We start from the raw sequence: 21,920 nt of genomic DNA on the forward strand, positions 1-21,920 counted from the left end.
GGGTCTTTAGCTGAACTTAGATCTTATAATCTGGCGGAGCTACTAGTTCACCTTTACTCTTCTGGTTAATCGGTATTGAAAATTAATGTTTTTATTTGAATGCAAATCTAAAGGCGGAGCTAGTTCGTTAGCCAATGACACCTTACATCGAACTGACGTTATTTAGATAAGCATGATCGAATTGCAAGTGCGGTGGCTTAAAAAACTATATATGTCAGCAAACGGAGACCTACAGAAAGGTTAACACACTCATCTTTTACTCGCTTTGCTCATGAGCGTGCTACGCTCGGTTATGCGAGGGGTTTTTTATTTTTCTTTTCGTTGTGTTGTCAAGTTACTTTGCTGCTAACTAACCGCTCTACTTTTGAGCCACACTCTTAATAGTATCCTCAATATACTTATCGGGTACTTGAATTGCAACAACTTCGCCTTTAACGGTTACCACACCATCTGCAATAACATCAACATCAATGGTTACCTTTTTTCCATCTATCTTTGTTATTCTACCGCGAATCTGAAGGGTACAGTTTATTGGGGTAGGCTTAATATACTTAACATTCAAGGAGCCCGTTAAAAATCGAAACGGTGGTTCAGTGTCCATTTCCCGATTTTCCTTCCTATACATCGCTCCCGCAGCTGAGCCGGTTGCATGACAATCAATAAGCGAAGCTAATAAACCCCCATAAACAAAACCGGGGATTGCGGTATGGTAATGTTTTGGGGTAAATGTTGTTAGCGTCTCATCCCCATCCCATACGGTTTTAATTTGATAACCATGCTCGTTTAGCTTTCCACAACCATAGCAGTGGCTTAGGTGATCGGGATAATAATCCTGAAATGCTTTAATTGCCATTATTAAATAGGTTTAGTGAACGTATAATTTTGCCTTTTATATTAATCTAATTTGCTAGTCACTGGTTGCAAGTTGCTAGTTTAGGGATTTACAGCATTTAATTCTTATTGCATTTAACTTTAATTCTAAGAAATAAAATCCTGTATTAACCAAAACATAAAACGCAAAGTATAATATCAGCAACTAGTACCTAGCAACTTGAACTATATAGAATGCTGGAAAGGTGAACTTATTTTCCTACATCCCATTTTCCTCATTCATCTCAATTCAATGAATGAACAACGTCTTAAATCGGCTCTAAGATAATATACTTGAACAATTCTTCCCAAAATATTGTTTGGAAAGTTATACCAAATTAAAGTTGTAGATAGGCCAAAGAAATTTACAACTTCTAATTTGGTTAATGCCGATGATAAATATATTTAGCCTAAACGAGTGAAGCGAAGTTTGGGCTATTATATATTTCCAAGCGGTATTAGCTTGGTTGATTTTAAGCACTATGCTATGCCCATTTCAAAAAGATAGTAGTTGAATAGCTTTGCTCAAAGGGGCACATTAACCAACTTACAGCGAAAATAACTATATTGAAGCCGTTTTTTTGGAAAAACTTAATTCTATTTCTATGAGAGCCCACTACCTACTACTCATTTTGCTGACTATAATGCTATTTGCTGGAACATCTACTAAACTTGCAGCTTTACCAGATAGGCAAGCAAGGTATGATTCAGCACTTGTTCGCGTTGAACAAGCCAATCAAAAGATAGAGCAAATAGAACTGATGATTAGAGATGGGAAACAAATGGTTAAGGAGGGAACCAAGGAAAAGAAGCGATTGACCAAAGAGATTAATTCTCTCACAAAGACTTACAATAAAAACGTTAAGGAGTATGCAGCCCAGCTAAGATCGAAGGATAAGGATGAGCGTGAAGAAGCCAAAAGTGCAGTGAATGAACTAAAAACAACGTATAGGGGCGAACTCAAAGAGCTGAAAAATTCTTTACGGGAGTTTAACACTGAACTGAACAAGGGGAATCAGCTAATCCTTAGAGGAAAAACAAAACTTAAAAGTGCTAAGGAACTCAAAAAGAGAGCCGAGCAAAAACTAAAGAGCGCAAAGCAAAACTTGAAAGATAAATGATAATTTGGAAACAAAGCAAATACGCTGTTAATGATTGGCAACTCCTACCCCGCTAGGGATCGAATGGCAAAAGGAGAGCATCGCAACTCCTATAAACACCCATTCTCGCTGGGATTGAATAACTTTGATCAATTATCGCATCTTGCGATAGGGGGAATAAATTAAGGGATTAGTTGGAAGACGGAACGTCGAAGTCAGAAGATGCTTAATAATTTGAAAATGGGGGAATTTGAAGATTTGAAAATTAAACCAATGACCCCACAGCAACACAGTAAAACAATTACATAGCATCACAGAAATACAACAACTACTGATTCCTTATTTTATTAGCTATAACAAACCCGAATATACCCGTCATTAAAATACCTAATGAGGATTGAATAACATTAAGAACGGTTAATCCAATGGAACCTGATTTTAATTCTGCGGGTGTTTGGGCTATCATATTAAAGAAACTACATAAAAACGAATACATTATTGAATTTAAGGGTACAATAAAATAGAGCAAACAAGCAAATATTGCAATTATGAAAATATACGCTCGTATGATTTTATATATGCTCTCTCCATATCCAAAGGAACAATCACAGAAATAATTCCAAAGAATTTTCCTTCTTATTTCCCTTCGCTCTTTGGATTTGAGTGTTAGTTTTAATTCGTTTTTCAGGCGTTTACGTTCTGCTCTTCTACCCTCAACGTATGCCCAGTTGGCATCGCCTAAAAAACCATTGCCAGCCCAAAGGGCATTCAAACTTTTAAAAATATTCTCGGCATGTTCTGGCATGGCAATTAATTCATTGTTGAGATTGTTAGGTTCCCACTTTGCCTTTGCAGTTGTTTTTCTAACTCCTGGCCCATTTTCCTTCCATTCTACAAGGAATTTTTTGTAATTATTTTCATCCTGCTGTAAGATGATACCATTTGCGATATTACTTTTTCTAATTATTGTTCCTTCAAAAAGGGTGTAATTAAGGCTTGAGGTAGCAATTATTGCTTTATTGAAAATATTGATTTTTAAAAAGTGTGCTCTGTAAAAATCGCAAAATGCGATATTTGAACCCTCGAATGTAGAGTTTGTAATCTCCGCATATCTAAAATCACTCCATTCAATTATTGAGTTACGAAATCTACATTTATTAATTATAGTTTCGGCAAAAGATACTTTTTTGATTGTTGGCACTAGATTATCTTTACTATATATCTGAAAGGAACAGCTTTCCATTACAGCATTATCAAACTGAATATTTTCAAGTCGGGCATCGGAAAAGTCAACATTTTTAAGCTTGGTATCTTTAAAAATAGCATTAGAAATAATTCTATCTTTTTGTTTCTCTTTTGAAAAATTTACATTGATAATGGTGCAGCCTGTAAAATTTCTGCCATTTATATCAATATCATATAAATCTAAATCTTCAAGATGTTTTTGTGCTATCAGCCGATCTAAAACATCAGAATCAATTTTTTTCATCTGTGTGAAATTTTATAAATAATTAATATAAAATCAGTTATCATTTTTCTTCGAATAATAATAATTACCTAGGCTCAGATTGAATGTCCATGTTTTGATCATTGTGTTTGATGTTCTTTACCAACAAGGACATTTCATATTATAATTCTATAATTCAATTTCTAATTGTGTTCCGTTGTTATTAATTTAAGTTTCAAGTCGCTAGTTTGGTGATTTACAGTATTTAATTTCAAAAGATAAAATTTTTTATAGATCAGAATATAGAATAAACTTCAAGATATCAGCACGTAGAGTTAATTTGGTGATTAATATATAATCATTAAATAATCTCGTAATATCAGAAATATCGATCGCTATAATGACGAAGATAGAGATTACTTCCATTTAAAAAGCAACCTTGTGGAAATTTGAATTTATCGATCAACCTATGTGAGTGATTTGCAATGTTAAAGTGCTTGATTTAAAGGTTTTTTCTGTAATTTTAGAATCGGTTAAATAACTTCTAATTTATATAGCCTGATAAGAAATATTGTAATCTTATCATACAATTTATAAATAATCAATCTTACAATAATCCCCAAAAAGAGAGAACGGCAATTAGTAACTAGAATGTTCATTGAAATATTTTGAAATTCCAACTCTTGTATAAATCATAATTTAAACATTTTATTTATCACATATTCAGCACATTCATATTTTTGCTATATTTGATTATTGGCATCTTTAAATTGAAATCGAATTTACTATGCTACTAATCCAATTTACAGGTCTTTCGGGTGCAGGGAAAACAACCATTGCGATGTTGGTAAAGGATAAACTGTTAGCCAAAGGGATTCGCATTGAGGTGATTGATGGTGATGAGTACCGAAAAACGCTTTGTAAGGGTTTAGGATTTTCTTACAACGATAGGGTGGAGAATTTAAGACGTTTAGGATTTGTTGGCAAACTCCTTCTAAAGCACGGTGTAATATCAATAATATCAGCAATAAACCCCTTCGAAAGCATTCGGAAGGAACTATCGGAAAGTTCAAAACAGGTTAAAACGGTATGGGTAAATTGTAATATTGAAGTATTAATTGAACGAGATCCAAAGGGTCATTACAAAAAGGCTTTACTACCAGATGATCATCCTGATAAGATATTTAATTTCACTGGGATAGACGATGTTTATGAAAAACCTATCAACCCAGATCTAATTCTTTTTACAGATAAGGAAACACCCGAGGTATCTGCTCAGAGGTTGGTTGGTTTTATAATGAAAAATATAGATTTAGTAGCAAAAAATTGCTAGGACTTATCTTATCCTTGCATGTTTATCGCTCTATCGAACCACTATACAGTCTGATATTACCAATCCAGAATGTGCTTAAACAATGTCAAATTTTATTTCTTGATAATCGATTAAAAAAGTCATTAACATATTTCATAAATTTAACATTGTTAATTATATTTGTGCTGTTAAAATAATTAACGCCGCAAAATAATGAGCAATAAAATAATTCAAGAGAAAAGGATGAAGGGGTACTTCATTCAAGCAGCAAAAGACATGCTTAAGGGGGAAGGATTAAAAAGCATTAGTGTTAGAAATATTGCCGATCAGGCTGGTTACTCGTATGCTACTCTATATAATTACTTTAAAGACATTAAGGATTTATTCTTCGAATGTGTTAATGATTTTCAGGATGAATGCGAAGAATTTGTATTGTTAGAAACTAAAAAAACACCTCGTGGGATTGAAAAGATAAGGGCAATAATAAGGGCATACTCAAAATATTTTATTCAATACCCAAATGTTTTTGAGCTTTTCTACCTTGAGAAAATTACAGGCATTGATAACAAACAGCCTACATCAGATCTTATTTGTAATTTTTTGGACAAACTTTGTGCAGAGGAATGGAGCTATTGCATTAAAGAGGATTTAGTAAATATTGTACAGGCAGATTCGATTAGGAGTATTATAAAGTATCAAATACCTGGCTTGCTTTTACTTCATCTCAATAGAAAAAACCCTTCTGATTATAATGATTTTCTAGCTCTTTTGGACAAACAACTCGATAAAATTGTAAAAGTTGATAAAGCAGCCAAAAAGATAAAATTAACTGAACCCGAAATTTTAAATTTCATTTTTGGAAATTGCGACAAAAACTTCTGTTTTATTCATTATACTAAAGATGAAGAAATTGCAAACAAAATTATTAATGAAGGGTTCAGATACGTTGAATCGTTCTATAATACTGCCGAACAAGTAACAAACGATAAGCTCCATTTAACCCATAAGCATAATACTTATAAATTATACGGAAATTATATTGTTGTAATTTGCATATCAACCAACCTATATAACTTCTTTAATGATGAACTTAAAAAGACTAAAAAGAATATTTCTGTTGAAAATATTTTAGCTGAGCAATCGCCCATTTTAAATGATAACAGCGATTATATTTATTTTCTTCCCAAACAGTTTGTTAAAGGTTATTTAAATTATGAAACTGGGAAAATAGAAATAAATCCAAGTTATAACCCAAATTATAATCCACAGATTTTTTACAATAATCTTAAAGAATTAATCATAAACCACAAATAATTAATCATCAATAAATGGGATGAAATTTTTATTATCAATTTTAATTCTCATTATAATTGATTTATAGAATTATTAAGGCATGAAATTGATTATAAATCTGTTCTTTATTTTATTGTTTTTATAATAAACAATTAGTTCAAAAGTTAATTATCGCAAAATGTGATTTATTATTCCTTCCATCAGTTCTACTCCATAGGGAATTATTTCATCTGGAAAATCGTAGCTATTGGTATGTAAATCGGGATGGTTTTCGCCAACTCCCAACCCAAAAATTATTGAGGGTAATGCAGATGTGAAATGTGCAAAGTCCTCGCTCCATCGGTTTGGTTGGTTTATAAATATTACTTCTCTGCTTTGTTTTTTCGCAATAACCTCAACAATATTAGATAATTCAGGATTGCAATCCGCCGCAGGGAATTCATCGGTAAACTGAATATCAACCTCTAGTTTATGTTTAGCTGCAATGTTTTGTGTTGAGGATACGGCATAATCCGATAGTTTCCGCATATGATCCTTGTCAAATGCTCTCAATGTAACCATAACTTCTGCATATCCTGGAGATGTTCCAAACGCAACATCACCAACTTGAACATGAACAATGGTGGCTAGTATATACTCACTGAAAAGTTTAATATATTTCACCCCATTCAAAACTTGAATTATCTCGGCAACAGCTTCAGAAGGGTTAATCCCACTTTCGGGATAAGCGGCATGGGCATTCTTGCCAGTTAGCTTAATTATCACTCCCTTTGATGCAGCCGAAAAGGTATATTTACCCAGTACAATACTGCCAAAAGGGTACTTAGGCATATTATGAATTGCAAATGCAAAATCGGTTAATAATCCTAGTTCCCTAAGTTCATTTATAGATTCCTTTGCTCCTTTGCCATTCTCCTCCTCGGGTTGGTAGAATAAGACCACCCTCCCTTTGCCAATTGGGTTTTCATGTAATCTTTTGGCTAAACCCGAAACCATTGCCATGTGGCCATCGTGCCCACACTGGTGCGAAACACCATTATTCATTGATTTGTATGGCAAGGCATTATGCTCTTCAACAGGCAAAGCATCCATATCGCACCGAAAAAGAAGGGTTGCTCCTACCTCTTTCCCATTGTAGACGGCAGCAACTCCCGAACCAGCAATATCAGTATACAATTCATCGGGTTTGTAATTCGATAGAAATTGGACTATCCGTTTGGCTGTTAACTTCTCGTTACCCGATAATTCTGGGTTTCTATGAAGTTCATGTCTTAAGTTTATTATTTCATCCATAATCAAAGTGTCAATTATTTGTATTTTTGTCGACAGTGAATGATGTAACCAGCGTTTCACCATCCCCATCAACTAATGTTAGTAAATGTTTTCCCTTGGAGGGTCGCAGAGCTAATTTATGAAATGTTTTGGTAGTTCCAACGTACTTATCGTCCAAATGCCAGTAAATAATAGCATCTGATGTTCGATGAACGGCTTCAAATACAATATCACTGGGTGTTCCATCGAGATTTAGAGGGATGCTAATCACTGCATTTAAAATCCTAGGGTAAAGCATAGCCATAGGTTTTTGTGGATTTTCGGGTTTGCAACTCTGTAAATATGGGGGTAGCATACTGTAATCAGGTTTTTTGCTTTTGTAGAACCATTCCATTGCTGGTGGAAGCACAAACCACGATTGGTGCTGCATCTTATCCCTATCGTAACACTTGTCGTTTACACGATATTTGCCTTTTTCATCAAGATGAATTATTCTGTGATATGGACATGGTGGGGTTTCGAGCCCTGCTATTGGTACCCAAACCGAATCGATAGGTTCGCAGATGTCTGTAGCTCTTTGTCCGCTCTGCTTGCAAACAGGGATGAATGCCATATCATCAACTGGTCGTTCAAACCATCCGCTTGGTGGAAGAAGCCCAAATACATCAAACATAATTGGAGCTGCTGCTGATACACCTGTTAAATCGGCACGACCTTCGCCACTAGCATTTCCCACCCAAACGGCAACAACCTGATTTGGATTAAGACCAATTGCCCATGCATCGCGATGACCGTAACTTGTTCCCGTTTTCCATGCTACTGAACGGGTTGATGCAAAGTATTTCCATCCTGATAATTCATCGGGACGGGCAACCTCGCGCATCGCCTCAAATGTTAAAAATATGGATGCAGCACCTAGGATTGAATGATCTTCGATTATTGGTGTTTTCTTTGTTGTATCGGAAATGTAGTTTGCAGGATGGATATCCAGCTTATTATATCGACTTTGAAGAGGTCGGAAATGATTTAACATCCTGGCAAGGCTTGAGTAAACGCCCGCAAGATCCCAAAGTGTAGCCTCGGCCCCACCTAAAACAAGCGATAGGCCATAACTGTCAGGCGAACGTTTTATGGTTGTTAAACCCACTTTATTAAGTATGTAGTGAAATTTAGGAACTCCATACATTTGAAGCATTCTAACAGCCGGAACATTAAGCGAACGAGCAAGAGCTCTCGATGCAGGAACAGCACCATCGTAAGTGGGGTAGAAATTTTTTGGTGCGTAGCTACCAATCTGGGTTGGAATATCGGGAATCAAAGTGTTTGGCAGGATAAGTCCATCGTTTAGCATTGCAGCATAAAGGAATGGCTTTAGAATACTGCCAGTGCTACGGGGTGATTTTATTACATCAACACTCTTTCCTGTCTCAGTACTATCGGGGTTTGTATTACCAATATAGGCTAAGGTATTACCAGTTTCGATATCTAAAACAAGAACAGCAATGTTATGAATGGAATTCGCTTCGAGTCGGGGTTTATGGAATTCAACAATACTATTAATACGACTTTGAAGATTACTATTAATTGTTGTTTTTACATTTTCCCCAGAATACCCCTCAATTATTGCTCGTGTTAGTAGATGTGGAGCAAGTTGTGGAAGTTCCTTAGGTTTCCCGGGCAATGGTTCTTGAATGGATAGGCTGTAGGTTAGAGAATCGATTTCACCAGCACTAAGAAGTTTTTTTAGTAACCGATTCCTTTTATTTTTAAATGCTACTTGGTTTTTTCCCGGAAAGATTATGGATGGTGCATTTGGGAGAATGGCAAGTGAGGCTGTTTCGGCCCAGTTAAGTTCATTTGCGCTGCGACCAAAGTATCGCCATGAAGCTGCATCTATTCCTACTACATTTCCACCATAGGGTGCATGGGATGCGTAGAGGCGGAGAATCTCGTCTTTCGAATGGGATATTTCGAGCCTAAGCGCAAGCACTATTTCTATTATCTTCTCAGAAAAAGATCTTGATTGCCCTTTTCGTGAAAGCCTTATAACCTGCATGGATATTGTACTTCCTCCGCTGACTATTTTTTTTGCCTTTATGTTTTGTACTAACGCTCGCCACATCGAGAAAGGGTTTACTCCGGGATGATGGTAAAAGTGTCTGTCCTCAAAGACAACAATGCACTTTGCAAACTTTAGTGGTATTGAGTCCGTTTCAGGGAAGCGATATTGACCATCGCTTGCAATGGTGGCATCTAACAAATTGCTCTGCTCATCGGTTATAACAGTACAGGTAGGATCGGAGAATAAAGGGGATGGTAGCAGAAACCAGAAACATGCGGTAACTAAAATGAATAGTAACAAAAAAAGGTAAAACCATTTTGTTTTGTGAAGAGGAAATGAGTTTGGCTTAAGTGGGAATATCATCAGTTAAATAGCAACGTTATTATTTTCACGAGAATAATTTATAATTATACGATTGTTTTATAGCAAGATGAAAATATCATGGCAAACGTTTATAAATTACAATCGTGGAACACTCATATTTTATTCCTCTCCTTTTGTGTTAGTCTATAACATGGGTGTTTCATTGGAATAATGGAAAGCTAGACTAAAAGCAAATAACTCCATCGTTTCATCGTTCCCAAACTAAAAAGTGCAGGGGAATTAGGGGCTACGTCGGTATCCACCGTTAAGAAATTTGCCAGCGAGTTAGGAACTTCCCATTGTATCATCAACCTCAATAATGTTCAGCATGTGTTGGCGTTTCGTTCTTTAATTTTCTCATGGGTTGTCGGATTAGCAAACTCTTTTGCAATTTTTGGATTCAGCATTGACTAGTGGAAATTGCAAATGTCCTTAATACATTGGATATATCATTATCGAAAAAAGAATCATACTCAGCATGGCGAAGAGGGCAATACATAGCGTTTTGTTTTCCCTCAGCAAAATTCGTTAGTTTGTCCTGTACAATTTTAAATGCATCATGCATTGATTCATAATCTGAAATATTTCCAAATAATAAACCTGTGTTAGTATCATAAGGACAAATAAGTACTTTGCCATCAAAATCAATTGTAAGACCATATTTTAAAAACCCACAAACCCCATCTGTTGTAACACCTGCTAGGCCTTGGTATGTTGATGTTTTACTACAAAGTTGTTTGAATTTCTCCAACTCATCTTCTCCGGCACACATATATTCAATATTTTCTTTAAAACTACCTTTTATCAATGGGTAATTTGAAAAGAAAATAATATCATCACCACAAAAAGACTTTACTGAATCTATGTCTTCCTCGCAAACATTTGAAATTGCCATATTAACGCCTAATCGATATAAGCGTTTTTCGCCGGAATTAACAACAGGAAGTTTTTTTCTTGCGTATTTTATATTGTCCATCACTTTGTCAAATACTTCAATTCCAGTATTTGTTAGGCGGCTATATTTTTCAGGATTTAGGGTATCAATACTTACGACAAGTGAAACATCAAAATCGGATAAATATTCAACCATTTCCTCTGTGAGATAATAACCATTTGTAAATTGCACAATGGCTATATCAAGTTCGTAAGCTTGTCTTATCAGTTTCTTATAATTTTCAAGTTTTATTTGAGTGTTGCCATTGCCTACGAGAAATGTTTCACCTGAACCTGATAAGTAAATTGTTTTTATTCCTAATTCTTTTTTTGCTCGCGTTAATAAATCGCAAACGTTTATAGGTTCAATAGTCGGCCTGATTTTGATAGATTCAGATTGCATACACTTCATGCAACGATAATTACATGTATCAGATGCATTTAAGCATAAATAATGTACACTACCATCAAATGGTTCATAGTAACGGGGTGTGTATTTTAATATTTTGACCATTTTAAAAATTTGATTTTAAAAAATATTCTCTGATTCTATTATTAACTTTCCTTTGGATTAACTAACAACAATGAAACTGAATTCCCATTTTTTTTATATCTTCAAAATATTTTTTAAATGATTCAATAACATCCTTATCGTAACTAAAAAATCCTTTACATTCCCCAGGCGTTTCGCTATTTACACTCCCCCAAACTACTGCAGTATCAGAAATTATCATGTTAAATGGATTTAAACTTGTCTCAAAAATTTTGGCACCCTCAGCACAAAGTTCTTGCACACGGTCTTTTATAGGTTTCCCAGTCCCATTTGGGAGATAGTCGGATGATACCGCATCGCTTCGGGATTTAATATTATTTAGAAAACCCATCCTCTCAATTTCTTTAAGAACGATTAGGCAAAGCTCCTTTTTACCTCCTTTTGTTGCATTTGCTAGGTTTTTAATTATATCATTAATATCTGTAACAGCTTGAAATTCTGTTCCTCTTTTTATTGGTTTTATTACATTATGTACGCATTCTACCAAACCGAAATAAGGATAAATAACCATTATACCATAAAAAGTTGATGGTTTTTCTAATATTTCATAACCAACCTTAACAAATTCTGCCACACTGGTTATGCTTTGGCGAATTCTTTTTTCAATCCGCTTTGCAATAAAAAAAGATAATAAAGAAAACATCCCTAAAATTACCGCCAAAGCTAATGAAATAAAGAATTGGGTTTCGATCTTTTCATACCATCCATTTAAGCAACCGAAGTAAATTAGAAAAAAACTGATACTTAAGAAAACCAAGAATGGAACCAAAGTATCATACACATCAGAAGGCAATCCAATTTTCCAAATAAACCATTTCTTAAATAGAAAAAGTACAAAAATGGATGTCAAAGCTAAAATTGCAATAATAAGAACACCAGTCATAAATATCCTCCTTAAGTTTATAAATTCATTTATATAAGCCGATTCGTTTCAACCATAATTCAATTATTTTAAATAACATATTCAACAAATAACCAAGTATTCCAAGAATTATTATTACAGCATACATTCTTGGCTTATCTGTTGGCATAGAATTAATAAGAACATCACCTAAACCATACCTTGCACCAAGAAGCATTTCTATAACGGTTGCAAGGATTAATGATGTAGACAAAGCTATTCTGGCACTAAGTAGTACCTCGGAAATAGTTTCCCAGAGAAGAAGTTTCTTAAATAACTCGTATGGTTTCCATCCCAATAAAGTAGCAACTTCCTTACGTGTTGGATTCATGTTCAAAACCCCTGATCGGCTTCCAATTGCCATAATAACACCACATGCTGTTCCAATAACTAGAATACGTGCAATTTGCCCCTGAAATAAAACGAGATACATCGGTATTAATGCAGCTGCAGGTAATGATCGAATAAAATCAACATAAAATAATAGAAGAGAATCGACTTTCCGATTAAGCCCCATAAACATACCTAAAGGAACCCCTATAATAATTGCAAGTAAAAAGCCACCAAGCATTAAACGAAGGGTCGCTCCTATATGTAGTAAAAAATCAGGAGTTACAAGTTCATGACCTAGATTAATAAATACATTGCTGGCAGGAGGAAGTAATGTTGGGTCAACCAACTCCAATCTGGATGAAAACTCCCAAATTAAAAATACAACTGCTCCTGTTATAGTATTTGCTATAATCTTTTTCATTTTATGACTCCTGCTGGATAGAGAGCACCTAATACCTCTTTTTTACATTCTAAAAACATTTTATTAACAAGAAATTCAGGATTGTATTCACCTTTAAATGGTGCTTCAATTACTTTTGTAATACCCTTAGATTCTGAGGTTAGTACTGCGATTCTATCTCCTAATAAGATTCCAACATCGATATCGTGTGTGATTACTATAGTAACGGCCCCGTTTTTTCTTGTTGTCTCAATTATTTCTTTTGCTGCTTTTTGAAGATTCCTACCATCCAACGCACTGAAAGGCTCATCCATTAAAAGAACTTTCATTTGTGGATGTACTAAGGCTCTTGCAATAGCTACTAATTGAGCTTGACCTCCTGAAAGTGCCCATGGTCGTTTTTTACTTATATCGTTTATATCAAATCGGCTGATTATAGATTCAATCTGTTTATTCTCCTCCTCTTCAGAAAAAACAAGCCCATTAAAATATTCAAATGACAAATGAATATTACGATACACTGTTCGCCAAGGAAATAGAGAATCACGATAGCTTTGATGAACTATTCCAATAAATGGTTTTTGGGAGTCAGGAAAGTTAAATTTGATGTATCCAGAATCTGGAAACAATAAACCAGCAATCATGCGTAGCAAGGTAGTCTTTCCGCTACCATTAGTTCCGACAATACTAATAATTTCTCCTGCATGGAAACTAATCGACAATTGCTTAAGAACTTCTTGTTCTACGCCTTGGTTAATGTACGATTTTGATATTTTCTCTAAAACAATCAATTGACTTCAAGGTATAGGGTGTTAGCATCTATTTTTTTTGATAATACACCTTTGCTAACAAGAAGATCGATTAGTTTTTGAAAATCGGCTCTGCTTGCTTCATTTGTTTTAACACAATTACCTATTGGAGTAAGCCTTGATTGTTCAAGTGTTAAAGAAGTGTATTTTGGAAGGATTGCTCTCATAGCTTGTTCATCTTCACGTATCAGATCAACTGCTTTTCCCATTGCTAATACAAATTTGTTAACAAGTTCAGGATTTTCTTTCAAAGCCTTAGTTGACAATGCGTGTAATGTAATATATAGAGGATTTAATACGTTTTTTTCAATAGGACCCTTTTCTATCATCACAATGTTTTTGCGGAAAGAACCGATTGTTCCAGTAGGTTCAAGCGGACAAATAGCATCATATTCTCCAGTTTCAAGCGCATCAAGCTGTAGAGGTGCTGAGACTCCTTGGACAATTATGTCTTTATCAGGTTCCCATCCAAACATGTCCTTTAAAAGAACTTCAAGTAACAATTTATTTGTCACACCAGGGAAAACACCAATCTTTTTGCCTTTTAAATCCTTCATAGTTTTTATTCCAGAAACCTTTTTTACTAATATGGAATACATGAAGTTTGAGGGAGTATAAGCAGTTTGGAGATATATCTTAAATCTACCAGGTTGCTCAACTTCTTTAGAAAGATAAATATCTGCAGGTCCAGGGCAAGCTGCAATAATTCGACCTGATAAAACATCTTCAGCCATTAATGCTCCATTCTGATATTTTACCATTTCAACATTAATTCCCTGTTCCTTAAACAATTCTTTTTCAATGGCAACAAATAAAGGTAAAGCAGCGCTAATTGGCAAATATCCTACCTTTAAGTTTCTGTTTTCAGTTGAATTTGCTTCATTGGTTTTACTACTATTCTTTTTGCTATAATTACATGCCTGCGAAATGAATGCTATTATAAAAACAGATAGTAGTAACTTAAATGACAAGTCTTTCATACAATATTTTTTAATGTTATTTATTCAAAAATACTAAATTAATCGTTTTTTTTTAATTTTATAATCTTTATTTCAGCATTGGTAAATTTTTAACTCTTTTAGTTTTTCAGCATTTTAACTTGTGTGTTGGCAAAAACCAAATGTACTAAATACATTTCGGTTGTCTTTATAATAAATACCATCTTTCAATAAGTAAGACAAGTGGTAAATCATTGTCAAAAGATCACTATTTTCCAACCAGTTCCACCTGATATAGTTTAGGCCAAAGTTTGCCAGTAACATACAACCGTTTCCCTACCGCATCCCAGGCAATACCGTTAAGAACATCAACATCATTAGTTCTATCGGAATCTTTGAGTAATCCTTTAAGGTCAATAACTCCTTTTACCATTCCCGTTTTGGTATCGATAATAACAATCTTATCTGTCATGTAAACGTTGGCGTAAATATCTCCATTAATATATTCTAACTCGTTGAGTTCACTGATAGCACCTTTGTTATCGAAAACCTCAACATGCTTTATTTCTGCAAAGTTTTCGGGATCCATAAAGTAGATGTTATTTGATCCATCGCTCATAATCAACTCTTTATCATTAGTGGTTAATCCCCAACCCTGAGTATTATAATGGAAAGTCCTAACCTGCTTAAAGGTTGTGAAATCGTAAACAAACCCAATTTCAGATGTCCATGTCAATTGATAAATTTTATCATTAAAAAGGGTTATTCCCTCGCCAAAATGCTTCTCTTCAAGGTTAACGCTTTGGAGAATCTTTCCAGTTTCAAGTTCAACCTTTCGAATGCTCGATGAGCCTTTTTGTCCCGTTCCTTCATAAAGAAAACCATCCTTATAGAAGAGTCCTTGTGTATATGCATCGGGATCATGAGAGAAGGTTTTAATTACTTTATAGGTATAGTTCTTTGGAATTAGGTTAGATTTAAGTTTTACCGATATAGATGCTGTTTGGTGCAATCCCTCTTTGTATGCAGTTGTCCTTAAATTTAACGTACCAAGTCCTAATCCGTTTGTTTTTAGTTTGTATGTTTGTTCCGATACTTTGCCGATTTTTTTTTCGTTAACGAAAAGTATAATTGAGTCAGGAATAGCCTTTTCGTCTTGTAGTTTTAATGTTAAATCAATATTATCACCTGAACTAAATAAAGTTCCATTTGATGGGGCGGAGAATTTTATTAGGTATATAGATTTTTGTGTTGATTGTTCGTCGGTGATAACCTTTTTATTGTTACCATTTTTACATGAGAATGCAAAAAAGGTCAAGATTACTGCAAGGAAAATGCCTGATTTAATTATTTTTATCATAGATGTGTATTTAGATTTAATTGAACATATTTAAACACGGAGGGGCAATGGTTTTTATTATTTTTCAAAGATTGAGTTAAATATATGGCACAAAATTCTATCTGCTAGTTCTTTTTCAATTAATTCTACCATATGATCTTAATTAAACTCCGTGTACCTCAATGGTGATTAACTTAGTGTTACTCAATTGTTTAATACTTTATTTTTTCCAAAAAAATCGATTAATCGATTTTTGTTTTTGCAACTTCTTAACTGCTTTGTTTTCGAGTTCAGCCATTTTTAGGTCAGGGAAAAGTATTTGCCACACCTCGCTCCAACCTGGAAAACCACCTAAATTTCTATCATCAATAAATATGTCAACTTCAATTTTCCGGGGTGCTGATTCATCAACTATTTCTTCAGGGTAGTTTTTATTAACCGCATAGAATTCAACCCCATTATTTCTGCAAAACTCAACAGCCTCTTCAAGTTCTTTACCAGTCCTAACAGTCCAGAGGATTAGAATGTATCCTTTTTTTTGAAGTTCTTTTAGAGTTTCAAATGCAAATAGTTTTACTTTACCGATACTAGGATAGCAGTGTTCAACAATTGTTCCATCAAAATCAACGGCAATCTTAATCATAGCTGAAATCATAACCAAATTACAAATATAACAAATTAGCTGTTTTCATCTGTCTGATTTCTTGTTTTTAAAGGTACAGATGGAACATCCATAGGATAGTCATTCCCATATGTATTAAAGTTAATCATGGATGTTTCATATTAATGTTTGAAGGAATCGAAACTCCAACGTATGGAGAAGATATTTGAATACCGAGAATAGCCTTGGCTTCCTGCATTGGTCATAGCATAATCTATATTTATACTTCGGAATTTAATTCCAACCCCAAGGCTTGGTTGTAGGGTTAATTCGTTACTACCGCTAAATCCGCTATTTCGTTGGATATTATTGGCACCAACACGAACAAAAACAATATTTCTATAACAAACCTCTAACCCAAAATGAGGATCAATACTTGTGGGTTTACCTGAAATTAGCGTATTACGTTTGCCATCGAAAGTAAAATCGAAATCGGTTTCAGCGGTAAGGTTAAGATTTTCGTTGAGTTTAAATGTACGAGCTATGCCTAATATCAATCTAGGTAAAGTAATTTCAAGATTATTTTTTGGAGCAGTATTGTAAGTGCTATCAACAACTGTTATTTCTAATGCTTTTGAATTAAACGACCATAAATTAAAAGTTGTTGTTATATCTTTTACCGTAGCACCGAATAGCCACTTATTAAGTTGGTATCGTGCCGAGGCATCCAGTCCAAAGCCCCAAGCGGAGGCAAATTTCCCAACGCTCCGATAAATTAGCTTAGCATTTCCGCCAACCCAAAGGTGAGAAATAGGGGTTGTTTTTGCATAGCTAAATAGAAAAGCATAATCAGCAATTGAAAAGGTTTTAAGTCTATCGTAATTAATATTCCCATTTTCATCAATTAGATCGATGGTATTTGGGATATCATCAACCCCAAAACGAATTACGGAGAATGCCATCGCTGAGGTTGAATCTGGTTTATAACCTAATGCGATATGGTTATAACTAGCCATTCCAGCAAAGTAACTAGCGTGTAATGCTTCAATCTGATACCGATTTTGCAACCCAATTAATCCCGAAGGATTCCAATATGCTGCTCCCACATCATTACATGAGGCAGAACCTATACTGCCCATACCCATCCATTTTGCACCAACCCCAATTGCAAGAAAGTCGTTACTATACTTTGCTGTTTGAGAAAAAACAGCAGCACTAGCAACAAAAAGCAACAAGAATAGGGCAATCTTCCGCATATATAGCAAGTTTATTACATGGTAAACATACAAAATCCGATTTTTATTACCAACCTTAGCTTTTTAACTTATTTTTGTGGTAAATATTGTAATTCACTCACTATGATTTCGAATAATAAGATTATTAGGCACTTGCCAAATGTTATTACTCTGCTTAACTTAGTAGCAGGCTGTTTATCGATAGTTTCAGCATTTGAAGGGAATCTTCAAATTGCCGGATTGTTGATTATAATAGCTGGAGTTTTTGACTTTTTTGATGGATTTACAGCCCGTTTGATTGGCGCATACTCAGCGCTTGGAAAAGAATTAGATTCCCTTTCGGATGTGGTAAGCTTTGGTGTTGCTCCTTCCATGATCATGTATCATCTTTTAAAAAATTCATTAGGATTAGATGCTTCTGAGGGTCTTTTAACAGGGCATTTAATATTGGCAGCACCATTTCTGCTTGCAGCATTCTCATCGCTTCGTTTGGGTATTTTCAATCTTGATCAACGCCAAACCTCCTCGTTTATTGGTCTTGCAACACCTCCAAGCGCATTCTTTACGGTAGGTATTGTTTTTGGGCTTCACAGCGGATGGAGTAATGTTTTTGAATACTTTACATCATCACCAACGCTATTAATATTGATGATAGTTATTCAATCAGCGTTACTCGTTTGTGAATTGCCAATGTTTTCGCTAAAACTTAAAACCTTAAAATTTTCAATTGCTTACAAGCAGATTTTATTACTTTCAGGCTCTTTGGTTCTAATATTAATATTTTACAAAGCATCGCTGCCGCTGATAATATTGTGGTACATCTTATTGTCAACTTTTTTCTGGATTCTTGAAGGAGGAGATAAAGGGAGTAGTAAAGAAGTTATTGGAAGTTAATTGGAATCTGTTATTGTCACTATATTGACTTTTGTAATATTGGTGACCTTTTTTTCATTCCTCTTTTTTAATCTTAAATTTGGAGTAATTTTGCCAACAGATAAAAATGTACAAGATGAAATTTATTGCAGAAATAAACGTGATGCCTTTAAAGGCTTTACTCGATCCGCAAGGAAAGGCTGTTGGGATGACCATGCATAGTATTGGCTATACCGATGTTACAAATGTACGTGTAGGCAAGCATATCACTATGGAAATTGAAGCTCCATCAAAAAATGCTGCTCTTGAAAAAGTTAACGAGGCTTGCTCTAAAATTCTTTCAAATCCAGTAATGGAAGGTTTTGAGTATACCGTTAAAGAGATAAAGGATTAATTAACGTGACCTCGATATAATAAATGTAATAATGTGTTTATTATTAATGATCTATGATTATTTAAGGTAATGATGGAATATTGGAGAACAAGAGATTAGATTTTTGCTTGTATCCTCCATTTTTGACTTCGTCGAACTCGCAAGCTCGGTTCCAATTTTCCATTATTCCATTGTTTCAAATAAAATAAATCGATTGATATTTAGATTAATACATTGTCCCTTACATCGAACTGACGTTAATTAGTTTACTCTGCGGATAACTTATCTTTTCTATTTAATATATCAACCTGCTTTCGGATGGATTCTTTATGAACTAGCTGGAGCAGGTCTTTTATATACTCATCATCCAGTCCCAAGCGTTTTCCACAATCAATTCTTGATTTTAGAATATTCTCCCATCTACGTAACTGAAAAACGCTAACATTATTGTTCTTTTTGTACTCTCCAATCTCCTCTACAATTCTCATTCTTTGAGCCAAAAGCTCTATCATTTGTTGATCAATGGAATCGATTTTATCCCGCAGTTGCTCAAGTTTGTCAATGAATTCAACATTTTGCGATGATGTGGATCTGAAAATCAACTCATTAAGCATTAATTCGAGTTGTAACGGGCTAATTTGCTGCTTTGCATCGCTAAGAGCAAGGGAGGGATTACGGTGAACCTCAATCATCAACCCATCCATTGATAGGTTAAGCGCTTTTTGAGCAATTTCAGGAACAAGAGATGCGTGTCCGGCAATATGACTTGGGTCGCAAATAATAGGTAGGTTTGGAAATTTACTTTTTAAATCGATAGCAAGCTCCCACTTGGGAATGTTTCGTAACCTACTTCTTTCATAGGGATAGAAGCCTCTATGCACTGCTGCAAGTTTAACAATCCCTGCTCGGTTAAAACGTTCAAGCGCACCAATCCATAGTTCAAGATCAGGATTTACAGGGTTTTTTACAAGCACAGGGATATCAATGCCCATTAACGCCTGAGCGATCTGCTCCACCGAAAAAGGATTTGAAGTTGTTCGAGCACCAACCCATAACACATCAACTCCAGCAGCAATTGCCTTCTCTACATGAATTGGAGTAGCAACCTCAACAGCCGTGAGTAGTCGAGTTTCCTTTTTTACACGTTTAAGCCATTGAAGGGCCTCATCCCCAGCGCCCTCAAAAGTGCCTGGTCGTGAACGGGGCTTCCAAATTCCAAGTCGAAGTATTTGAACTCTTCCAATTTTTGCAATTCCGTGGGCTGTTTCCACAACCTGCTCCTCGCACTCGGCACTGCATGGCCCTGCAATAAGGAGAGGCTGGTTTAATCCTGGAAACCAATCGGATAGTGGTAATATATTGAGTGTTGTAGTCATCCAAATGCAAAGATACCTGAAAAATAGATTCTTTTAAGATTATTGGAATATAATGCGAGTTTCCTAACCCTTCTTAAGTTTCTTTATCTCCTTACTCAGATCTTCGAGCATTTCTAGTTGAACTTCCTGGGTTTTCATCAATCGCGACCACTGATCAAGTAACAGGTGATCAACCTTTTCATGAAGGGTTCTTATTTCGATTTCGGCCTTAAGATTCACCTTGTAATCGTTCTCGGAACGAATCCTATCTTTAGTTTCCTGACGGTTCTGACTCATCATAATAATCGGCGCTTGAATTGCAGCAATACAAGATAGAATCAGGTTCATGAGAATAAAAGGGTAAGGGTCAAATGCTCTATTTAGCAACACAATGGTATTTACCAAAATCCACGCTAATAAAATACTAAAGAACGTGATGATAAAACTCCAACTACCACCAAATTTTGCAACCCTATCGGCAATATTATCGCCCAAAGAAGTTTTTTCGTCATAGGTTTTTATAGGATTCACCGCAAGCAACTCACTATTGTGAATACTATTGATAACCTCCTGTTCAAGTGATTCAATCTTACCCCTTTCCTCTGTAACTAAATTTTGAACATATACTCGTCGGAATCGATTTAAATCTTCGGAGCAAATATTGCATTCGTCAGTCCATTCAGGGTGTTCAACTTTTATTAACGCCTCCAATTCATGTCTTATCCCATAACCAGAAATTAGATGATTTTCTGAAAATACTTTTTTACATACACAACAGGTTGACTCGTCCTTGCGTTCCATAACTTACTTTCTTAACTCATTTTTAATCCTTTCAACATTAACATTCTTGATATATTCAGGGATGTTTTTAAAGTTATTATGAAACCCATAACCCCCATTCAACAGCTCGTTCAATGCATCTTCCTTTGTCCAACCCTGAAAAATAATTCGATACATTGCAACCACCACACCTGTTCTGTCAGCACCATGACGACAATGAACCAGCATGGGTTTTGGAGCATTGGCAATTACCTTTAAGGCTTCAATTATCTCCTTGTCGGTAAAACTTCCTGCATCCATAGGAACAAGATATGCCTTAAGGGTTAAGTTTCCTATTAGATCATCGTCCTTTTCAGTGGTTCTAAGGTTTAGGACACTTTTAATGCCCATACTTTTCAATTCAACAAAAGCCTCTTTGTTGGGCTGCTCCGAGCGATATAAATCATCGCTAACACGGTAAAGGTTATCAAGGTTTTTAGAAGGAACCTTTACACCCCAACTACTTGGACGGTTTTGAGTTTGGCTTAAGACAGGTTCTGCTATCGCAATCACAAAACAGATTAAACCGAATAGAATAATTTTTTTTCTCATAGTTCAGTAAGTAGATTTAGTAATCTTTCAGGAAAATATACTAACTCGAATGAAACTTGATTTTCCTTCAAATTTATACTGCCAAACAAATGTAAGTAGACTAGATTGTAAATGTAAATACTTTTCTGCTCTTATCAACACTACAATTATTAAGATGAAAAGTTCCTTATTAACTACTAAGAAACTG

Annotated in this window: 20 protein-coding genes; 5 read left to right on the forward strand and 15 right to left on the reverse strand. The window is 35.1% G+C overall.

Annotated features, from left to right (window positions below):
- Positions 1-358 precede the first annotated feature (358 nt).
- On the reverse strand, positions 359-853 hold the full coding sequence (locus HOO91_08560; GenBank protein ID NOU17596.1) for a PaaI family thioesterase: 495 nt from the start codon (positions 851-853) through the stop codon (positions 359-361).
- A 622-nt stretch (positions 854-1,475) separates the two neighbouring features.
- Here HOO91_08560 and HOO91_08565 point away from each other — a divergent pair.
- Positions 1,476-1,991, forward strand: a complete 516-nt coding sequence (locus HOO91_08565) for a hypothetical protein (protein NOU17597.1) — start codon at positions 1,476-1,478, stop codon at positions 1,989-1,991.
- 307 nt (positions 1,992-2,298) lie between these two features.
- On the opposite strand, the gene HOO91_08570 is transcribed toward HOO91_08565, so the two are convergent.
- Positions 2,299-3,459, reverse strand: a complete 1,161-nt coding sequence (locus tag HOO91_08570; protein NOU17598.1) for a pentapeptide repeat-containing protein — start codon at positions 3,457-3,459, stop codon at positions 2,299-2,301.
- A gap of 745 nt (positions 3,460-4,204) precedes the next feature.
- On the opposite strand from HOO91_08570, the gene cysC reads away from it, so the two are divergent.
- Both cysC and HOO91_08580 read left to right on the forward strand, forming a co-directional pair.
- Positions 4,205-4,750: an adenylyl-sulfate kinase gene (cysC, locus tag HOO91_08575; protein NOU17599.1), complete on the forward strand. Its 546-nt coding sequence runs from the start codon at positions 4,205-4,207 to the stop codon at positions 4,748-4,750.
- A 192-nt stretch (positions 4,751-4,942) separates the two neighbouring features.
- Positions 4,943-6,043 (forward strand): TetR/AcrR family transcriptional regulator, encoded by a 1,101-nt coding sequence (locus HOO91_08580; protein ID NOU17600.1) that lies wholly within the window; start codon positions 4,943-4,945, stop codon positions 6,041-6,043.
- A gap of 147 nt (positions 6,044-6,190) precedes the next feature.
- On the opposite strand, the gene HOO91_08585 is transcribed toward HOO91_08580, so the two are convergent.
- The 10 genes from HOO91_08585 to HOO91_08630 form a co-directional block, all read right to left on the reverse strand.
- Complete coding sequence (locus tag HOO91_08585) at positions 6,191-7,315, reverse strand: amidohydrolase (GenBank protein ID NOU17601.1); 1,125 nt, start codon at positions 7,313-7,315, stop codon at positions 6,191-6,193.
- Between the two features lie 10 nt (positions 7,316-7,325).
- Entirely contained in the window at positions 7,326-9,719 is a 2,394-nt protein-coding gene (gene pbpC, locus HOO91_08590) for a penicillin-binding protein 1C (protein NOU17602.1), read from the reverse strand.
- 400 nt (positions 9,720-10,119) lie between these two features.
- A complete protein-coding gene (locus HOO91_08595; GenBank protein NOU17603.1) occupies positions 10,120-11,166 on the reverse strand; it encodes a radical SAM protein in 1,047 nt (348 codons plus the stop codon).
- 61 nt (positions 11,167-11,227) lie between these two features.
- The gene (locus HOO91_08600) at positions 11,228-12,088 is read right to left on the reverse strand and encodes a hypothetical protein (protein ID NOU17604.1); all 861 of its coding nucleotides are present in this window, start codon (positions 12,086-12,088) and stop codon (positions 11,228-11,230) included.
- A gap of 25 nt (positions 12,089-12,113) precedes the next feature.
- Entirely contained in the window at positions 12,114-12,860 is a 747-nt protein-coding gene (locus HOO91_08605) for an ABC transporter permease subunit (GenBank protein ID NOU17605.1), read from the reverse strand.
- On the reverse strand, positions 12,857-13,630 hold the full coding sequence (locus tag HOO91_08610; GenBank protein NOU17606.1) for an ABC transporter ATP-binding protein: 774 nt from the start codon (positions 13,628-13,630) through the stop codon (positions 12,857-12,859). Before HOO91_08610 ends, HOO91_08605 begins: the two co-directional genes overlap by 4 nt.
- Positions 13,627-14,628, reverse strand: a complete 1,002-nt coding sequence (locus tag HOO91_08615; GenBank protein ID NOU17607.1) for an ABC transporter substrate-binding protein — start codon at positions 14,626-14,628, stop codon at positions 13,627-13,629. The genes HOO91_08610 and HOO91_08615 overlap by 4 nt, the downstream gene beginning before the upstream one ends.
- A gap of 226 nt (positions 14,629-14,854) precedes the next feature.
- Complete coding sequence (locus HOO91_08620) at positions 14,855-15,946, reverse strand: glutaminyl-peptide cyclotransferase (protein ID NOU17608.1); 1,092 nt, start codon at positions 15,944-15,946, stop codon at positions 14,855-14,857.
- 199 nt (positions 15,947-16,145) lie between these two features.
- Positions 16,146-16,568, reverse strand: coding sequence for a hydrolase (locus tag HOO91_08625; protein ID NOU17609.1), 423 nt, complete (start codon positions 16,566-16,568; stop codon positions 16,146-16,148).
- Between the two features lie 140 nt (positions 16,569-16,708).
- On the reverse strand, positions 16,709-17,782 hold the full coding sequence (locus HOO91_08630) for a PorV/PorQ family protein (protein ID NOU17610.1): 1,074 nt from the start codon (positions 17,780-17,782) through the stop codon (positions 16,709-16,711).
- Between the two features lie 102 nt (positions 17,783-17,884).
- Here HOO91_08630 and HOO91_08635 point away from each other — a divergent pair, with 102 nt between their 5' ends.
- Together HOO91_08635 and purS are read left to right on the forward strand one after the other, a co-directional pair.
- Positions 17,885-18,655 (forward strand): CDP-diacylglycerol--serine O-phosphatidyltransferase, encoded by a 771-nt coding sequence (locus HOO91_08635; GenBank protein ID NOU17611.1) that lies wholly within the window; start codon positions 17,885-17,887, stop codon positions 18,653-18,655.
- A gap of 115 nt (positions 18,656-18,770) precedes the next feature.
- Positions 18,771-19,028 carry a phosphoribosylformylglycinamidine synthase subunit PurS gene (purS, locus tag HOO91_08640; GenBank protein ID NOU17612.1) on the forward strand — a complete coding sequence of 86 codons (258 nt, stop codon included), beginning with the start codon at positions 18,771-18,773 and terminating at the stop codon, positions 19,026-19,028.
- Positions 19,029-19,273: 245 nt separating this feature from the next.
- Here purS and HOO91_08645 read toward each other — a convergent pair whose 3' ends face one another.
- From HOO91_08645 to HOO91_08655, 3 genes are all read right to left on the reverse strand, one after another.
- Positions 19,274-20,383, reverse strand: coding sequence for a bifunctional 3-deoxy-7-phosphoheptulonate synthase/chorismate mutase type II (locus tag HOO91_08645; GenBank protein NOU17613.1), 1,110 nt, complete (start codon positions 20,381-20,383; stop codon positions 19,274-19,276).
- 63 nt (positions 20,384-20,446) lie between these two features.
- Positions 20,447-21,163, reverse strand: coding sequence for a DUF1003 domain-containing protein (locus HOO91_08650; GenBank protein ID NOU17614.1), 717 nt, complete (start codon positions 21,161-21,163; stop codon positions 20,447-20,449).
- A gap of 3 nt (positions 21,164-21,166) precedes the next feature.
- Positions 21,167-21,733, reverse strand: coding sequence for a protein tyrosine phosphatase (locus HOO91_08655; GenBank protein ID NOU17615.1), 567 nt, complete (start codon positions 21,731-21,733; stop codon positions 21,167-21,169).
- Positions 21,734-21,920 lie beyond the last annotated feature (187 nt).

It is taken from the genome of Bacteroidales bacterium (genome assembly GCA_013141385.1).
Classification (GTDB): domain Bacteria; phylum Bacteroidota; class Bacteroidia; order Bacteroidales; family Tenuifilaceae; genus UBA8529.